The sequence below is a fragment of the Streptomyces sp. N50 genome (assembly GCF_033335955.1).
GTDB lineage: Bacteria > Actinomycetota > Actinomycetes > Streptomycetales > Streptomycetaceae > Streptomyces.
On record NZ_CP137549.1, the window covers coordinates 7,488,071 to 7,504,276 of the forward strand.

At 69.7% G+C, this 16,206-nt stretch carries 12 protein-coding genes; 5 read left to right on the forward strand and 7 right to left on the reverse strand.

The features are described 5' to 3' along the window. Nucleotides 1-109 precede the first annotated feature (109 nt). Nucleotides 110-2,212 (reverse strand): autotransporter-associated beta strand repeat-containing protein, encoded by a 2,103-nt coding sequence (locus R2B38_RS33430; RefSeq protein ID WP_318019544.1) that lies wholly within the window; start codon nt 2,210-2,212, stop codon nt 110-112. Between the two features lie 186 nt (nt 2,213-2,398). Here R2B38_RS33430 and R2B38_RS33435 point away from each other — a divergent pair, with 186 nt between their 5' ends. Further along, on the forward strand, nt 2,399-3,811 hold the full coding sequence (locus R2B38_RS33435; protein ID WP_318019545.1) for an RICIN domain-containing protein: 1,413 nt from the start codon (nt 2,399-2,401) through the stop codon (nt 3,809-3,811). An 8-nt stretch (nt 3,812-3,819) separates the two neighbouring features. On the opposite strand, the gene R2B38_RS33440 is transcribed toward R2B38_RS33435, so the two are convergent. After that, the gene (locus R2B38_RS33440; RefSeq protein WP_318019546.1) at nt 3,820-4,893 is read right to left on the reverse strand and encodes a pectinesterase family protein; all 1,074 of its coding nucleotides are present in this window, start codon (nt 4,891-4,893) and stop codon (nt 3,820-3,822) included. A 165-nt stretch (nt 4,894-5,058) separates the two neighbouring features. Next, entirely contained in the window at nt 5,059-6,738 is a 1,680-nt protein-coding gene (locus R2B38_RS33445; protein WP_318019547.1) for a rhamnogalacturonan lyase B N-terminal domain-containing protein, read from the reverse strand. A gap of 186 nt (nt 6,739-6,924) precedes the next feature. On the opposite strand from R2B38_RS33445, the gene R2B38_RS33450 reads away from it, so the two are divergent. Together R2B38_RS33450 and R2B38_RS33455 are read left to right on the forward strand one after the other, a co-directional pair. Beyond that, nucleotides 6,925-7,968 carry a rhamnogalacturonan acetylesterase gene (locus R2B38_RS33450; protein WP_318019548.1) on the forward strand — a complete coding sequence of 348 codons (1,044 nt, stop codon included), beginning with the start codon at nt 6,925-6,927 and terminating at the stop codon, nt 7,966-7,968. Between the two features lie 84 nt (nt 7,969-8,052). Continuing rightward, entirely contained in the window at nt 8,053-9,759 is a 1,707-nt protein-coding gene (locus R2B38_RS33455; protein WP_318019549.1) for a DUF2264 domain-containing protein, read from the forward strand. On the opposite strand, the gene R2B38_RS33460 is transcribed toward R2B38_RS33455, so the two are convergent. Next, nucleotides 9,704-11,272 carry a hypothetical protein gene (locus R2B38_RS33460; RefSeq protein ID WP_318019550.1) on the reverse strand — a complete coding sequence of 523 codons (1,569 nt, stop codon included), beginning with the start codon at nt 11,270-11,272 and terminating at the stop codon, nt 9,704-9,706. The genes R2B38_RS33455 and R2B38_RS33460 overlap by 56 nt on opposite strands. 203 nt (nt 11,273-11,475) lie before the next feature. On the opposite strand from R2B38_RS33460, the gene R2B38_RS33465 reads away from it, so the two are divergent. Beyond that, entirely contained in the window at nt 11,476-11,898 is a 423-nt protein-coding gene (locus tag R2B38_RS33465) for an NUDIX hydrolase (protein ID WP_318021857.1), read from the forward strand. A 7-nt stretch (nt 11,899-11,905) separates the two neighbouring features. On the opposite strand, the gene R2B38_RS33470 is transcribed toward R2B38_RS33465, so the two are convergent. The 3 genes from R2B38_RS33470 to R2B38_RS33480 all read right to left on the reverse strand — a co-directional run bounded on the left by R2B38_RS33470 (nt 11,906) and on the right by R2B38_RS33480 (nt 14,763). Beyond that, on the reverse strand, nt 11,906-12,631 hold the full coding sequence (locus R2B38_RS33470) for a hypothetical protein (RefSeq protein ID WP_318019551.1): 726 nt from the start codon (nt 12,629-12,631) through the stop codon (nt 11,906-11,908). A gap of 22 nt (nt 12,632-12,653) precedes the next feature. Further along, nucleotides 12,654-14,081, reverse strand: a complete 1,428-nt coding sequence (locus R2B38_RS33475; protein ID WP_318019552.1) for a hypothetical protein — start codon at nt 14,079-14,081, stop codon at nt 12,654-12,656. A 100-nt stretch (nt 14,082-14,181) separates the two neighbouring features. Further along, nucleotides 14,182-14,763 carry a TetR-like C-terminal domain-containing protein gene (locus R2B38_RS33480; protein ID WP_318019553.1) on the reverse strand — a complete coding sequence of 194 codons (582 nt, stop codon included), beginning with the start codon at nt 14,761-14,763 and terminating at the stop codon, nt 14,182-14,184. Between the two features lie 123 nt (nt 14,764-14,886). On the opposite strand from R2B38_RS33480, the gene R2B38_RS33485 reads away from it, so the two are divergent. Further along, complete coding sequence (locus R2B38_RS33485; protein ID WP_318019554.1) at nt 14,887-16,188, forward strand: YhgE/Pip domain-containing protein; 1,302 nt, start codon at nt 14,887-14,889, stop codon at nt 16,186-16,188. The last annotated feature ends 18 nt before the right edge of the window (nt 16,189-16,206 follow it).

Below are 16,206 nucleotides of genomic sequence, written 5' to 3' on the forward strand. Positions count from 1 at the left end.
CCGTTGTGGCTGGTCGCGCAGTTCCCCGCGCCCCTAGGGGGTTGCCGAACCGGTGTCTGAGACGTGTGCTTTCTGGCCCCGGGTCTCTGGGGGGTTGTCGAGCCGGTGTCTAAGAGGCGTGCTTTCCGGCCCTGCGCCTGCCGTTGGCCCGGGTGTGCTTGGTTGCTGGGACCAACAGGCCGCCGAGTAGGCCGAGTCCGAGGGCGTAGGGCCACCAGCCGAAGCCGTCGCTGCGGGCGGTGTTTGTCGTGCGGGCCTCGGTGATCGTTGTCCCGGAGGAGGATTTCGGGTGGGCGGTGGGGGAGGGGCTGCTTGCGGTGACGGTGGTCAGGACGACGTCGTTGCCGTCGCCGCCCCGGTAGGTGATGCGGTACGTCGTGTCGGCGAGCTTGAGTTTGGTGCCCTCGGGAAGTCCCTTGAAGGTGCCGGTCGTTGAGCCCTTGCCCGTGTGGTCGAGGATCGTGATGGTCCGCGCGGGGTGCGTGCCGGCGGCCGAGAGGTCCAGGTCGCCCGCCAGGACGACCTTGCCTCCCACCTTCAACGGCTTGTCGCGCAGGACCAGTTCGCCCTTCGTGCTTTGCGTGTAGTTCCCGGTCACGGTGAGCCCGGTGGTCACCAAGCTGTCATTCGTGACATAACCCCTTACCGTGCCCACACCGGTTAGGTTGGTCGACACACGCAGGCCTGCCGTGCCCGCGTCCAGCCGCGCTCCCGCCGAGGTCAGCCGAATCGCCTTGCTGTGGGCGAGAGTTGCTCCCGACCGCAGTGCCAGCGTGCCCTTCGAGACCGTCGTCGTCCCTGTGTACGTCACCGCAGGGCCCGTCAGCGTCGTCGTCGCGGCGCCGGACTGGACGAGGGACCCCTTGCCGCCGAGATGCGACAACTGGAGGGCGAGTGCCGTATTGCGCAGCACGAGGGTGCCGTCGTCGACGATCCGTCGCCCCTCCGTACCGGTGAGCAGTCCGCCGTCGCCGCCCGGCTTCCCGGACCCCAGCCGCAGCACCGCCCCTTTCTCCACGGTCGTGGAACCGTCGTAGTACTGCGGTGCCGCGAAGGTCACGTCGTTCCCGCGCGTCCCGGCGATCACGATGTCCCCGGCGCCCGGCGCGGCCAGCGTGTCGTGGTACTTGCCGCCGCCGATCGGCGCACCCAGGGTGACCGGGCCGTCGTAGTCGAAGGTCAGTCTGGACCGGACTCCGCTCGCCGCGTGGAGGTTGATGTAGACGGTGTCCTTGGTGCCCGGCATGAAGATCTGGTGGGTGGTGCCGTCGCCCCACTGGACGTTCGCGCCCTCGATGTTGGTGCCGCGCTTGTTCAACTGGTGGGCTATCGCGCGCCAGTTGAGGTCAGAGTTGCTGAGTGAGGGGTTGGTGTCGCCGCCCTGGTCGCTGTAGCTGTACTGGCCCGTGAGGACCACCTTGCTTCCGGGGCGCGAGTGGACGTTGACGTCGCTGCCGTACTCGCGCTGGTAGAAGTTCTGGCGCAGGGTGATCGTCTGGTACAGGGGGGTGTCGATGATCCAGGAGCCCTGGTTGAGGATCGCTCGGGCGTCGGGCAGTGCCACCGGGTACTCGGGGCGGCCGACCGCCATGCCGGTGCCGTTGTCAATCACCCCTGAGAAAGGGTGAGTTCCGGCCAGGTCGAGGGTGCCCCACATGTTGCGGGGCTGGGTGACCAGGCCCGAGCCGCTGATCGTGCCGATGTTGAACGTGCGGGTCAGGGAGAGGCGCAGGGTGCCGTCGACCCGGACGTTCAGCTGATTCAACTGATAGCCGGGGGTGCTGTAAGGGAAGTGGCCGATCAGGCCCGTCCCACCACCCGTGCCGTACTGGAGAGTTGTGCCGCTCGCGACCGTGATCGCGGGCGGGTCCGGGTTGCTGACGGTGGTGTACGGGTGGTTGCCGCCCTGGGTGGTCACCTTCTGCCGCTGCCGGGACGCCGGGAGCGTGAAGTCGCTGTCCTTGGTGAGGATCAGCGTGCCGCCGCCGCGCACGGTGAGCGTGCCCTGGCCGCGGAACACCCCGTCGTACGTCGTCGTCCCGGACGGCACGGTCACCACCGTGTCGCCGGTGAGCGTGACATCGCGGTCCGCGAGGACGTCGGCGGTCGCGTCACGGGCACCGGCGGCCGCTGCCGGGGGAGCGCCGACCAGGAGGGCGACGGTCGCGAGGGCGCCTACGGCGGCTGAGGTCTTGTGGGTATGGCTGCGCACGTCACTGGAGACGGGCGTCGGAGGCGCGGATAACAGAAATTTCGCGACCGTCTTTTGTCACGCGCGACCCGTTGACCTTCCCGTAACACACCCTTACCTTTTCGGCGTTCGTAATGACAGATGGCGTACGAAATCCCGAACCCCCCACTCCCGCTTGCTCTCCCCCCCACCTCCGAGAGGCGTCAGATGAGACGTGTGTACGCAATCCTCGTCGCCCTGTGCTGCGCGCTCGCCGCGGCCCTGGTGACCGCCGGACCGGCCCAGGCCGCCGCCCAGACCATCACCAACGGCGTTCAGTTCACGGACACTTCGGGCAACGCCGTGCACGCGCACGGCGGCGGGGTGATCAAGGCCGGCAGCTACTACTACTGGTTCGGCGAGGACCGCAACGCCGACAACACCTTCAAGTACGTGGACGCCTACCGCTCCACCGACCTGAAGAACTGGGAGTTCCGGGGCCACGTCCTGACCCAGTCCAGCGCCTCCGAGTTGGGCACCGCCTACATCGAGCGGCCGAAGGTCATCTACAACGCGTCCACCGGCAAGTTCGTGATGTGGATGCACAAGGAGAACGGCGTCGACTACAGCGAGGCCAAGGCCGCCGTCGCCGTCTCCTCGACCGTGGACGGGAGTTACACCTACCAGGGCAGCTTCCAGCCGCTCGGCGACAACATGTCGCGGGACATCACGACGTTCGTCGACACCGACGGCACCGCGTACATGGTCTCCGCCGCCAACGAGAACTACGACCTGCACATCTACAAGCTCACCGCCGACTACACCGCCATCGACAGCCTGGTCGCCAACCCGTGGGTCGGCGGACACCGCGAGGCACCGGCCCTGTTCAAGCGCAACGGCGTCTACTTCATGCTGACTTCGGCCGCCACCGGCTGGAGCGCCAACCAGCAGCAGTACGCCACCGCGACCAGCATCACCGGCCCGTGGACGGCCTTCACGAACATCGGCGACTCGACCGCGTACAACTCGCAGACCGCCTACGTCCTTCCGGTCACGGGGACTTCGGGCACCTCGTACCTCTACATGGGCGACCGCTGGGGCAACTCCTTCGGCGGCACCGTCAACGACTCCCGTTATGTGTGGCTGCCGTTGACCTTCCCGACCACGACCTCGATGTCCATGGCGTCCTGGTACCCGGAGGTGTCGATCGACACGGCGGCCGGCACGATCAGCGGCACGAGTGCGACGTACAACACCCTCATCGCCAGGAACAGCAGCAAGTGCGCCGACGTGGCCAACCAGTCGCTGTGGCAGGGCGTCGCGATCAGCCAGTACACCTGCAACAGCGGCACCAACCAGAAGTGGTGGTTCAAGGACCTCGGCACCGGCTACTACGAACTCATGGGCCGGGGAAGCTCGTTGTGCCTCCAGGAGAACTCGACCAACGTCACCCAGGAGAACTGCACCGGCGCCACCACCCAGCAGTGGAGCCTGACCACGTCCGGCAGTTACGTCCTCGTCAAGGCCAGGACGAGCGGCGAGTGCCTGGACGTGTCGGGCGCGTCCACCGCCAACTCCGCCGCGATCATCACGTACGCGTGCAGCGGGGCGACCAACCAGCAGTGGACGCGCGGTAGTTGAGCGCACGGTTACCGGACCGGGTTCCAACCGTCCGTACCCGCCAGGTACTTCTGGGCCGTGTAGCTCGCGGCCTGGGAGTCGGTGAGCTGCGGGCGGTTGGAGTTCACCGTGGCGCCCGCGCCGGTGTTCCTGTACTCGAAGAAGCGGGCGTTCTTCCAGGAGTACCCGCTCATGTCCGTCCAGGGCCCGGCGACCTTCACGGCGGCGGGCAACGAGGTCTGGCGGACGACCAGTTGACCCACCGCGTCCGCCGACGGGTGCCAAGGGCGGCCCAGGTAGTACGTGTTGGCAGCGGCGGAGCTGGTGATCGAGCTGCCGGTGACGAGGATGCCGTAGGTCTTCGCGGAGCTGGTGTTGGGCGCGGAGAGGAAGCCGTTGAGGCCGCCCGCCGCGGCGCCCGAGTTGCGCAGCTGGATGGTGACCCGGTCGTAGACGGCGGTGGCGTTGCCGAAGATGAAGTCGACGTCGCCGGAGATGAACGACGAGTAGAAGTACTGCCGGTACTGACCGGTGGACGACGGCGACCAGTTGAGGACCGTGTCCTGGCGGCTGATGAACCGGTCGTTGGTGAATGTCTGCCGGTCGCCCTGCGCGGTGATCGCGACGGCCTGGGTGTCCGTGATCTCGGGGTGGGCGGACTTGTCGAACGTGTTCTGGACGGTGATCCCGGTGACGGTCAGCCCGCTCGCCGAGAAGGTCGCCACCGAACTGCCCAGCGTCCCGTACTTGTTGCCACTGGCGTCGGTGTAACCGGCGGCCCGGTCATAGGTGATGACGACGTCCTCGGCGTTGCCGGTGGCGCCCTGGATGGTCAACCCCGTTTTGGCGACAGGCACGTTGACGATCTCGGTGTACGTGCCCTTCGCTACGGAGATGGTGTCCCCGGCGGCGGCCGCGTTCACGGCGGCCTGCACGGTGGTGAAGCGGCCCGAACCGTCCTTGGCGACGGTGATGACGGTGGCGGCCCGCGCCTGGGTCACCAGCGACACCGCGACCAGCCCGAGGGCGGCCGCGGTACCGGTCGCCACGGCGGCGGCTCGACGCCGGGCGGGGGAGCGGCGGTGCGTGTTCGGCTCTGTCATGCCTTCAAGTCGCCGTGCCCCGCCCGGGAGTTGCCGCCCCTCAGCACGCTGGTCGAAGTCAGCTGGGGTTCGGCAGCGCCCGGAAGGGGCGCGGGGAACTGCGCGACCAGCCACGATGGCGCCGCACACGATCGACGGCATTTCGCGGCACTTCCAGCGGAGCGCTCAGGCCAGCAGATCGATCGCGTCGATCGACGTGCCCGCGCTCAGGAACGACGTCGTCCCCGAGCCGCTCGCCACATAGATCTTCAGCGTGTTGTACGCGCTGGCGTCCGTCAGCCAGGCCGACGCCGGAACGCTGTACGTGAACGTGTTGTTGTTGCCCCGGTACGAGCCCACGGTCAGCGACCGGGTGCTCGGCTGGGTCGGCGGCGAGGGGACGGCCGAGGTCCAGGTGTCGTTGACGACGACCTGCGGACGGCCGTTCGCGTACGCCGTCGTCACCCCGATGCGCAGCGTGTGCGCGGCGGCCAACTGGGCGGCCGTCAGCTTGAAGTACACGATGATGCCGCTGTTGACGTCCTTCCACAGATAGCAGGGGAACGCCGAGGTCTCCGTCCCGCTGCCGACGACGACGTTGCCGGTCCAGGACGCGGCCCGTACGTCCGAGGGGTGCGCGTACGTCATCAGGTCCGCGTTCTTGAACCCGCTCGGCGAACCGTCCCAGTTGCCGATCCGCCAGATCGCGCTCGCGTTGGACGGGTCGTTCGAGGACGGGATCGCGATGCTGTTCAGCGTCGTCGTCCCGCCCGCCGTGACCGCCACCGAGCCTGTGTAGACGGCGAGTTCACCCTTGAACACGGTCAGCGTGTACGTCCCCGGCAGCACCCCCGGGATCGAGAAGTAGCCGTCCGAGGCCCGCGCCGAACCCCAGTACTGGGCGGCCGAGTTGGCGAGCCCGACCGTGTACGCGTACGCCGTGTCCCGCCCGGTGATGCCCACACCCGCGACCCGGCCCCGCGAACTCGCCGCCGTATAGCCGGAGATGCCGAGCGAATCGGCCCACGAGGTGGTCAGGTTGGCGTGGTACAGGGACGAGGAGGGCGCGCCGCCGTCCGTGAGGGCGATGACGTACGGGCCCTGGAGACCGAAGCGCTGCGCCTCCGTCTGGTTCTCGCCGTAGTACAGGATCTCGTACAACCCGCCCCCGTCCGCGCTCTGGTGGCGCAGCAGGGAGCGGTAGAACGGGCCGCCGGACGCCTTCTCGTGGTTGCTGCGCACGACCCACAGGCCGACGCTGCCGGTGGTCCAGCCGACGTAGTCGTAGTCGATGACCCGCTTCTTCGAGTAGTGCTTGGAGCGGGTCTGGCCGTCGGACTTCGCGAAGACGTCGGCGGACTCGATGGTGGTCGGCGCGTAAGTGTAGGAATCCGGCTCGTCGTTGAGGAACATGCCGGCCTTGACGCGCACGATGTAGCGGGTCGCGCTGACCGAGGTGTCGGCCTTGTTGGTCCACAGGTAGACGTTGTTCTCGCCGCTGCGGGCCGCGTAGTAGTGCTTCAGCGTGCCGTGCGTGACGGAGATCAGGATCGTCGTCCCGGACTGCGCGATCGTCACCGTCGAGGCGCCGAGGCCGGACTCGACATGCGAGTTCATGCCGCCGTAGCCCTGGTACTCGGTGCCCTTGTAGACCAGCGAGGTCAGGTCGCCGTTCGTCTTGCTGACCTTGAAGACCAGGCTCGCGCCGGTGTCGACGACGTAGTTCGAGCCGTCGTCGGTGTAGCCGAAACTCGCGGCGGACGCGGTCTCGGCGAGCGGCCCGGCGAGCGCCGCCGAACCGGCCGTGGCCGCTGCGCCGAGGACGAAGGTGCGGCGGCGAACCGGTCTGTTCACAGAGCCGGACATGGGGGTGCCTCCTTCGGGAGGTGGGGGTGCGGGTGCTTGGAGGGTGGCAGTTGAATCGATTTCGCGAAAGGGCTTTCGCAGCCTTGGAGTTGGTGATGACGCGAAATCTGCCGCAGGACTAGAAAGCGCTTGTCCAGAGCGGTACGGTCCTCCGCCAGGCCTTGTCGTCGGACGGAGGAGCCACGCATGAGACGTTTCAACACCGCCCTGCTGGCCGCACTGACCCTGAGCACCGCCTTGTCGACCGCACCCGCCCAGGCGCACGACCGCACACCCCCGCTCGGCCTCGCCAACTGCACCGCCACCGCCTGCCACTTCGACGTCCCGCCCGGCACCTACGACGTCACGGTCCGTCTCGGTGGGGCGACGGCCGCGAGTACGGCCATCACCGGCGAGACCCGGCGCTCCCTGCTCCCCGAGACGCCCACCGTCGCCGGCCGCACGGTGACCCGCAGCTTCACGGTCAACGTCCGTACGCCAGAAGGCGAACCGACCGGCCCCGACGGCACCCCGGGCCTCGACCTCGCCCTCGGCGGCACGGCACCCGCCCTTGCCGACATCAGGGTCAAGCCCGCCCATCACGCCCGCCAGATCATCCTGATCGGCGACTCCACGGTCTGCGACCAACCGGGCGACCCGTACTCCGGCTGGGGCCAACAGCTCCCGCAGTTCCTCCGCAAGGGCGTCTCCGTCGCCAACTATGCGGATTCCGGGGAGAGTACGGTCACGTACCTGGAGAATCCTTTGCTGTGGGCGACAGTTGAGCCGCTGATCCATCCCGGAGACCTGGTCCTCGTTCAACTGGCCCACAACGACAAGACGACCGACGAGGCCACGTACCGCGCGAATTTGGAAACCCTGATAGCGGGTATCCGTGACAGAGGAGGACGTCCGGTGCTCGTGACACCGATCGTCCGACGCTGGTTCAATGCCGACGGCACACTGAACAACGACATCGCGCTGCTGGTGAACGGACTCGGCGTGGACCTGCCGGGCGTCATCCGCTCGGTCGCCGCGACCGAGGGGGTAACGCTGATCGACCTCACGGCGCAGACCAAGGCGCTGGTGGAATCGCTGGGAGTGGAAGGCTCCAAGGCCCTCTACCTCTACAACGAGAAGAAGGACAACACGCATACTTCCGCGCACGGGGCCACCGTGTACGCGGGCCTGGTCCGCGACGCACTCGTCGCCCGGCATCTGCTGCCGGAGGACCGGGTACGAGTGGGGTGAGACCCGAAAGACCCCTGGGGCGTTCCGACCGGAACCGGGGCGCCCCAGGTTCCACTCTCCCGCCGTGCGTGTGAAAGCGAGCCGATGCGACTCCCTGCCGACGACCGCGTGTTGAGCCCCCGCACCGGCTACACCCGGGCCCACTGGGAGACGGCCGCCGACTCCCTCCTCGCGGCGGTGGAGCCGTACGCGACCGAGGACCGCGCGCTCTACCACCTCCCCGGCACCCACACGAGCTGGTCCGGCAGGCTCTCCGACGGCCTGGAGGGCTACGCCCGCACCCTGCTGCTGGCCGCCTTCCGCCGCGACGAGACGGCTCTGGAGCGCTACGCGGACGGCCTGGCGGCAGGCGTGGCGGGCGTCTGGCCGACCATCGAGGACCGCAGCCAGCCGTTGGTCGAGGCGGCCTCCATCGCCCTCGCCCTGCGCCTGACCCGCCCCCTCCTCTGGGACCGCCTCGACGAGCCCGTACGGCAGCGCGCGGCAGCCTGGCTCGCCGACGCCCTCACCGCCGAACCCTGGCCCTGCAACTGGGAGTTGTTCCCCGTCACGGTGGGCGGCTTCCTCCAGGAGATCGACTACGAGCCCGACGCCTCCCGCAAGGCCGTCGACCGGGGCCTGTCCCGCATCGAGGACTGGTACGTCGGCGACGGCTGGTACACCGACGGCGACGGCCGCAAGTTCGACTACTACAACGGCTGGGCGATGCACCTCTACCCGGTCCTGCACGCCTGGCTCGCCGACGACCCCCGACTCCTCGACCTCTACGGCGGCCGCCTGGAACGCCATCTCGCCGACTACGCCCGCCTGTTCGGCGGGGACGGCGCGCCGATGCACCAGGGCAGATCGCTGACGTACCGCTTCGCGACTACGGCTCCGCTGTGGCTGGGGGCGCTTACGGGCCGTACGCCGCTGTCGCCGGGGGAGACGCGACGGCTGGCGTCGGGCGCGCTGAAGTACTTCCTGGAGCGCGGGGCGGTGGACGACCGGGGGCTGCTGAGTCTGGGCTGGCACGGCCCCAACGAGGCTGTCCTGCAAGGCTATTCGGGCCCCGCGTCCCCGTACTGGGCCAGCAAGGGATTCCTCGGCCTGCTCCTCCCGCCGGACCACGAGGTGTGGACGGCTGTCGAGGAGCCCGGCCCGGCTGAGCGGGCGGACGCGGTGACGCCGGTCGCCCCCGCCAACTGGCTCCTCCAGTCGACCAGTTCGGACGGTCTGGTCCGCCTCCACAACCACGGCAGCGAGGACGTCCGCTACGACCCGTACTACACACGCCTCGGCTACTCGACGATGACGGAGCCCTCCGCGTCGTACGACAACAGCGTGATCGTCGGGGGTGATCCGAGCCGTACGGAGATCGTGCCGTTGGGGGTGGGGGAGGGGTGGGTGGCTTCCCGGCACACGGCGTCCTCCGGGGCCCGGGTGGTCAGCCTGGTGGTGGCCGAGGGCGCGGTGGAGGTGCGGGCGCATCTGGTGGTGGGCGCGGAGCCGGGGACGCCGGTTCGGGTCACGGGCTGGTCGGCGGAGGAAGGGCTGCGCGCCGAACTCGTCTCCCTGCACGGCCTGTTGGACGGCGAGGGCGAGGTTGGTGACGGGCCGACCCTGTTCGTCGCCCTGGCCCGGCTCACCGGGGAGCCGGACCCCCGTCCCCTCGCGGAACTGGTGTCCGTGGAGGTCGACGGGGATCACGGTGTCTCCGTTCAGTGGGCCGGCGGCAAGCGGGTGGCGTTCCGGTTCACGGAGTCAGCCGGGCGATCCGGAGAGTCGTCGTGGTCGGTGACGCCCCGTTGAGCGGGGTCGAATAGGTCGGGGTCACCGGGGCGTAGGCCCAGGTCAGGGTGCCGTTCTTCAGGACCGCTATGTCGCCGCTGATCCGGGCGGTCACCACCTTGTCCGCGCCCTGGGCCTTGCCGTTCCAGTCGATGAGACGCAGGTGGGTGCCCGTGAAGGTGCCGGTGCAGGTTCCGGCGTTGCACTTGGCACCCTTCAAGGACTCCCAGGAGACGAGGAGGCGGTCCTTGCCGTACGGCGCGACGTGCACGTTGACGTTCTCGGTGCCGGTCGCGCTGGTGAGGTAAATCGCCTTGCCGGGGCCGGAGTTGCGGTTCGCCATGAAGGCGACGGCGACCTGGTGCGTGCTCGTCTTGGGGGTGACCGTCCAGCCGCGTCCGCTGGAGTCGGCGGCGTTCTTCTTGGCCGAGGCGGCACCCCGGGAGGCGAAGGCGGTGGCGTAGCGTCCGCTCGCCGACTTCACCAGGTCACCGGTGCGGCTGGGGAAGGTACCACCGCAGTACCCTGCCCAGCACTGTTCGCGCTGCACGACCGGTGCGACGTCCGGGGCGCCGATCCCGCTGGAGACGAACAGGCCCGAGCGCCAGTCGTCGAAGCAGAGCGAGGTGAAGGCGCCGGAGGTCTCCGCGTGCAGCGCGATGCCCTCGTTGTGGCTGCAGCCCCAGCTCCAACCACCGCTCAGCTTGGCGCCCTTGGCGCTGATGTACGCCAACTTGTCGCCGAAATGGCCGTCCGCGAAACCGCCCGCGCCGTGCACGACGAAGTACGCGCCGTACTTGGTGCCGTTCCAGGTGAGTTGGCCGTCGAGATCCGGCGAGGTGTCGTTGGAGGCGGTGCCGGTGAGCTTGGTGGCGAAGGTCTGCTTGCCGTTGGTGTAGCGGACGATCGCGGCGGCCGTCTCCTTCCACTTGTTCGTGTCGGCGACTCGGGTGAGCAGCGCGAACCCGTCGTTGTGCGCGACCAGACCGCCCACCTCCTTGGCGCCCTTGACGACCGTGTCGGCGCCCGAGCGGAGTCCGGCGGCGTTCAGCGGGGTCACGTGGACGCCGTCGGCGGCGGGCCAGGCCACCCGCAGGGTTCCGTTCGGGGCCACGGCCGTGGTCGTACGGGTCCATTCGCGGGTGTTGTTGTAACCGGCCGTCAGGTAGGGGAACTTGGCGGCGAGCGCCACGGTGGTGCTGGTCGGGGAGAGCGTGCCGGTCGCGGCCTTGGCGGCGGTGACGGCCTTCGGGGTCGCCTTCGCGGAGGCGGAGGCGGAGGTGGACGCGGTCGCCGTGCCGGAGGCGGCCGTGGAGCTGTGGGCGGCGGCCTCGGGGGATGCCGAGGCGCTGGTGGACGGGGAGGCGGACGTGGACGTCCCGGCCGCGGTCGAGCCGCCGCTGCCCGTCGCCGCGGTCGCGTACCACGCACCGCCGAGCAGGGCCGCAACGGCGAGCGAGCCCGCGAGCGGCTTGCGGGCGATGCGGCGGGGGGAGCGGCGACGGTGCGCGGTGGTGCGTCTTGCGTTGGTCATGTCCCCAAGTCGCCGCCCGTGCGGGGGAGGTTGCCGTCGCGCCGCACGAAATATGCGGAGGTCGGTAGGGGGCCGACAGGGGGAGGCGTCCGGGGTGAGACCGGCTCCACAGCCGGGACAGGCCGATCCTGGTACGTTGGAGGCCTTCCTGGGTATCAGACCCTTTGGACTCAGCACCGGCGAGGGACCGAGGAACCATGGCCATGGACCCCGGCGACAAGCGACTGGCTGCGGCCGTCGTGATGGACGACGACGGACGCGTACTTCTGGTGCGCCGGAGCGCGACCGAGAGATTCCTGCCGCGGGTGTGGGGCGTGCCGTGCGGGAAGCTGGAGCCGGACGAGCGGTCCGAGGACGGCGCGCTGCGGGAGCTGAAGGAAGAGACCGGGCTCCTCGGCGAGATCGTCCGCAAGATCGGCGAGTCGTCCTTCGTGAGCGAGTACCGCGGCCGCGAGATCAAGAACTGGCAGGACAACTTCCTGGTCAGGCCGCTCACTTGGGAGATCACCCTCCCCGAGCCCGACCAGGCGTATCTCTGGCTCCCGCCGTCCGGACTCGACCGTGCCGGTATCGACATCGACGCGTACAACCTGGACGTCGTACGCCAGGCCCTCACGATTTTCTGAGCGGCCCTCACGAACTTCTGAGCGACTCCGCCAGATTGTTCAACGCGCCCAGATACTCCGGTACTTGGAGCGGCACCTTCGGCACCGCGCCCGGATGCGGGCCCGCTGCCGTGAACACATCGGTGTGCCGCCGCCGTCCGGCCCCCGTCTCCAGGAACAGCGTCACGGTCGGTACGTCCGTGTCGCACCAGGCCCGGTGCAGGGTGTGCGCGGGGAGGGCGTAGGCGCTGCCCGCCGCGTACTGGCCCGTGTGCGTGAGCCGCAGCCGTGCCGGTCCCGTCGGCCGCAGCCGCCAGTCGGCGCTGCCCTCGGCCAGTGACTCCTCATACCGGTCCGCCGTGATCCCGCCGTCGTCCCGCGCCTCGTACAGCTCCATGGTGAGTCGGCCCCGGACCACGTAAGAGGCGAGCGGGGAACGGTGGTTGTGGATGTCCTCCGCGCCGATCGCCTTCGCGCCGGGATGCCAGAAGTGCGCGCGCAGCATGTGGCGGGGGCCGCCGTCGATCAGCAACAGCTTGTCGAAGCCCAGGACATGACGGTACGACAGCTCGGCGCAGGCCTCGGGATCGCCCGCGCCGGAGGCGAGTTCGGCGATCAGCTCCAACAGGCGGTCGGGGGAGCCCAGTTCGGCGACGGCCGCACGGGCCGCGGTCACCGTGTCGTGGTCGGACAGGTCGCCGTCCAGCGTCTCCGTCAGCAGCCGTCGCGCCGCCAGGATCTGCCGACCACCCATGCACTCACTCCCCAACTCCGGCTCACACCGGCCTCGTCCGAGCGTCCGGCTGGTACATCCATACGGCATACGCGCGCAGCGCCGAAAGACCTTGATAGGTCATCCAGATGGGCTGGCGCATTTCCTCGGTCGTGGTGAACGCGGCCCCGTCCCGGCTCCAGGACCAGATGCCGTCGGTCTGCGCCGCCCACACCGCGGCCGCCGCGCCGTCCAGCCGCTCCCGCCAGGCGTCCTCGACGCCGTCCTCCCGCGCGATCTCCTGGGCGCCCGGGGTCAGTAGCGCCCGCAGGATCCAACTCGCCGTGAAATGCCGGACGTTCAGCACCTCGTGGTGCGAGGAGTCGTCCGGGTGGCGTCGGCGCACCTCCTCGCGCAGGTTCGCCAGGTCGGCGCAGCTGTCGTGCGCGGTCGCCGGGCAGGCCAGCAGCCAGCGCACCCCGTCCTCGCGCGCCGAACGCTCCACGGGCCCCTCGCCCAGTACCCGGGCCGCCCGGTCCAGGGCGACCACGGCCTGCGCGGTGTGCACGGCGGAGGGCTGGGCGGGGTGGCCGACCCAGGGCAGCGGGGAGAGCCGGTGGCTCCAGCAGCGGCGGTGCTGGCGCTGGGGATCGGAGAGCGCGCCGTCGATCAGGGCGCCGCGCAGCACGGGCAGCGTCGGCGCGTCCGGTGCCGCGCGCAGCAGCCCCCGCATCACGGTGGTGACGACATGGGTCAACGCCCGTCCCGTACCGTCGAGTTCACGGGTGAAGCCCGCCTCGCAGCGCGCCACCTCGTCGGCCAGCCGCTCCCGCGAGGCCCCCGCGCGGGCCAGGGCGCCCAGCACCATCGCGGTGACCTCCGGGCGGGCCACGGACCCCTGCGAACGGGCCGACCAGCCGCCGCCCTGCAGCCGTAGCCGCCACAGGGTGTCGACGAGATCGGCGGTGTGCAGGCGTCCGTCCGGCACGCCCAGGTCCAGCACGATGTGCAGGCCGTACGCCGTGGCCAGGGAGGTCGGGCGGGCCGGGCCGTCCACCTCCTGGAGGGAGTGCGGCCAGCCGACGAGACGGCCGCGCACCGGGTCGTCCACCACGGCGACCTGGGCGGCGAGAGTGTCGTAGGCCGAAGTGAACACGTGCGGCAGGGGGCCGGGGGCGTTCGAGGAGAGGGGAGCGGGCGCGGTGAGCGGTGCGGGTCCGGCCGTGCGGGCGCGGAGCAGGGCCGCCGCCAGCCAGGTCATCCCGGCCGTGGCGAACCCGCTCAGCCCGGAGATCAGATACTTGGCCGCCTCGCCGTCGATCGAGTCGGGCAGCACGCCGAACAGGAACTGGAACACCGCGTATCCGGCGGCCACGCACCCGAACCGGCCGAGCCAGCTCACGAAACGGGTCGGCGGGCTCGCTCCGGGACTCGCCGGACCGGGCGGCCCCGGCGCCCTCAAGGGACCGCGTCCCAGCTGTTGTTGAGACAAGGCGCGCTCCCTCCCCCTGGGTGGCACGTGACGTTCGCGAAGTTTCCAGTCTAAGTGGTCAGCGATACAGCTGGGGCGCGGACCGGAACCACCTTCTCCGTCAGCCCACTTGAGCCCCGCGCGGCCAGTGCGTCAGCGCCACGTGCAGGGCATCCACCGCACGCTCCCACGACCGCCGCACATCCCGCGGCGCGCCGAACCCACCAGTCGACTCCAGCGCGCAGAAACCGTGGAACGTACTCCTCAACAGCCGTACGGCGTCGGTGAGATCGGGTTCCTCCAGGCCGTACGCGCGCAGCATGCCGTAGGTGATCTCGGCGGTGCGGCGCAGGGCGGGGGAGTCGGCGATCAGGGACTGGTCGACGCGGATCTGGGTCGCCGCGTACCGGCCCGGGTGCTCCAGGGCGTACGCCCGGTACGCGTCCGCGAAGGCGCCCAGCGCGTCCCGGCCCGCGCGGCCGGCCACCGCGACGGCGATCCGGTCGATCAGTTCGCCGCCCGCGAGGAACGCGACCCGGGTGCGCAGGTCCTGGAGGTTCCGGACGTGCGAGTACAGGCTCGCGTCCTTCACGCCGAAGCCGCGGGCCAGCGCGGACAGGCTGACGTTCTCGAAACCGACCTCGTCGGCGAGATCGGCGGCGGCCGCCACGACACGGTCGGCGGTCAGTCCCGCGCGCGCCACGGCCCACCACCTCTCCTCTGACCTGCGACGACTGGAGCCCCTAGGACAATAGCCAATAACAAGAGGGGCGCCCGGCGCGTTTCACCACGCCCGGCACCGGACTCCGGCAGCAGACTTCCCACCATGGACGACGACTCCGGCACCCCCGCCCCCACCGGTACCCCTGCCCCCACCGGCCTCCGCGCCACCGCACTCCTCGGCCGCCCCAAACTGTGGCTCATTCCCACCGTGCTCACCGCCCTGCTCGCATTCCTGCTGTCCCTCCTCTACATGGGCGGCATCGTCAACCCCAACCGCGAACTGCGCGACCTGCCCATCGCCCTCGTCAACAGCGACACCGGCAAGCCGCTCACCGGGCAGCAGCAGAACCTGGGCACCCAGATCGCCCACTCCATCGTGACCAACTCCGGTAGCCGCGCGGCCGGTTGGCGCCAGCTCACGCGGGCTCAGGCGCAGGACGAACTCGACGCGGGCAAGATCTACGGCGCCCTGGTCATCCCCGCCGACTTCACGAACTCCGTCGCCGCGCTGACCACCACGAACGCCACCGCCCGCCCGACCATCACCGTGCTGACCAACCCCGGCAAGGGGAGCCTCGGCTCGTCCCTCGCCAGCAAGATCTCCACGACCGCGGCCCAGCAGGCATCCCTGACCATCGGCAAGCAGCTCACGGCGGCAGCCGCTTCGGCGAAGCCCGACTCCACGACAAAGCTGTTGCTCGCCGACCCCGTCGCCGTCACCACCCAGGTCGGCCACCCCATCGGCGGCAACAGCGGCATCGGCCTGACCGCCTTCTACTACACCCTGCTGCTGGTCCTGGCCGGTTTCATGGGGGGCAACGTCATCAGCAACGGCGTCGACACCGGCCTCGGCTACGCCGACAACGAGATCGGCCCCTGGCACACCCGCCGCCCCACCGTCCCCATCAACCGCACCCAGACCCTGCTCCTGAAGATGGTCATGACGGCCGGCATCACCCTCCTCAGCGTCTCCCTGATCATGCTCGCCAGCGTCAGCATCCTCGGCATGGACGCGACCCACATCCCGCTCCTGTGGATCTACTCCTACTGCGCCGCCCTCGCCGTCGGCCTCGGCGTCCAGGCCATCAACGCCGCGTTCGGCGGGATCGGCCAGCTGGTCTCCATGTTCGTGTTCATCGTCCTGGGCCTCCCCTCCTCCGGCGCGACGGTCCCCCTCCAGGCCGTCCCCGGCTTCTACCGCTTCCTCTCCCACTTCGAGCCCATGCGCCAACTCAGCGACGGAGTACGGGCGATCCTCTACTTCGACGCCCGCGGCGACGCGGGACTCACGCGCGCGTGGACCATGATCGGGGTCGGTGCGGCGATCGGCCTGCTCTTCGGCTTCGCGATGGTCCAGTACTACGACAGGAAGGGCCACAAGCGTCTGACGCCGCAGCCGGCTTGAGGCACGCCACCATCAACT

Excerpts from the sequence above, each read along its gene's own strand:
- R2B38_RS33435 (WP_318019545.1), top strand. The coding sequence starts at position 2,399 with ATGAGACGTGTGTACGCAATCCTCGTCGCCCTGTGCTGCGCGCTCGCC.
- R2B38_RS33440 (WP_318019546.1), bottom strand. The coding sequence starts at position 4,893 with ATGACAGAGCCGAACACGCACCGCCGCTCCCCCGCCCGGCGTCGAGCC.
- R2B38_RS33445 (WP_318019547.1), bottom strand. The coding sequence starts at position 6,738 with ATGTCCGGCTCTGTGAACAGACCGGTTCGCCGCCGCACCTTCGTCCTC.
- R2B38_RS33450 (WP_318019548.1), top strand. The coding sequence starts at position 6,925 with ATGAGACGTTTCAACACCGCCCTGCTGGCCGCACTGACCCTGAGCACC.
- R2B38_RS33455 (WP_318019549.1), top strand. The coding sequence starts at position 8,053 with ATGCGACTCCCTGCCGACGACCGCGTGTTGAGCCCCCGCACCGGCTAC.
- R2B38_RS33460 (WP_318019550.1), bottom strand. The coding sequence starts at position 11,272 with ATGACCAACGCAAGACGCACCACCGCGCACCGTCGCCGCTCCCCCCGC.
- R2B38_RS33465 (WP_318021857.1), top strand. The coding sequence starts at position 11,476 with ATGGACCCCGGCGACAAGCGACTGGCTGCGGCCGTCGTGATGGACGAC.
- R2B38_RS33470 (WP_318019551.1), bottom strand. The coding sequence starts at position 12,631 with ATGGGTGGTCGGCAGATCCTGGCGGCGCGACGGCTGCTGACGGAGACG.
- R2B38_RS33485 (WP_318019554.1), top strand. The coding sequence starts at position 14,887 with ATGGACGACGACTCCGGCACCCCCGCCCCCACCGGTACCCCTGCCCCC.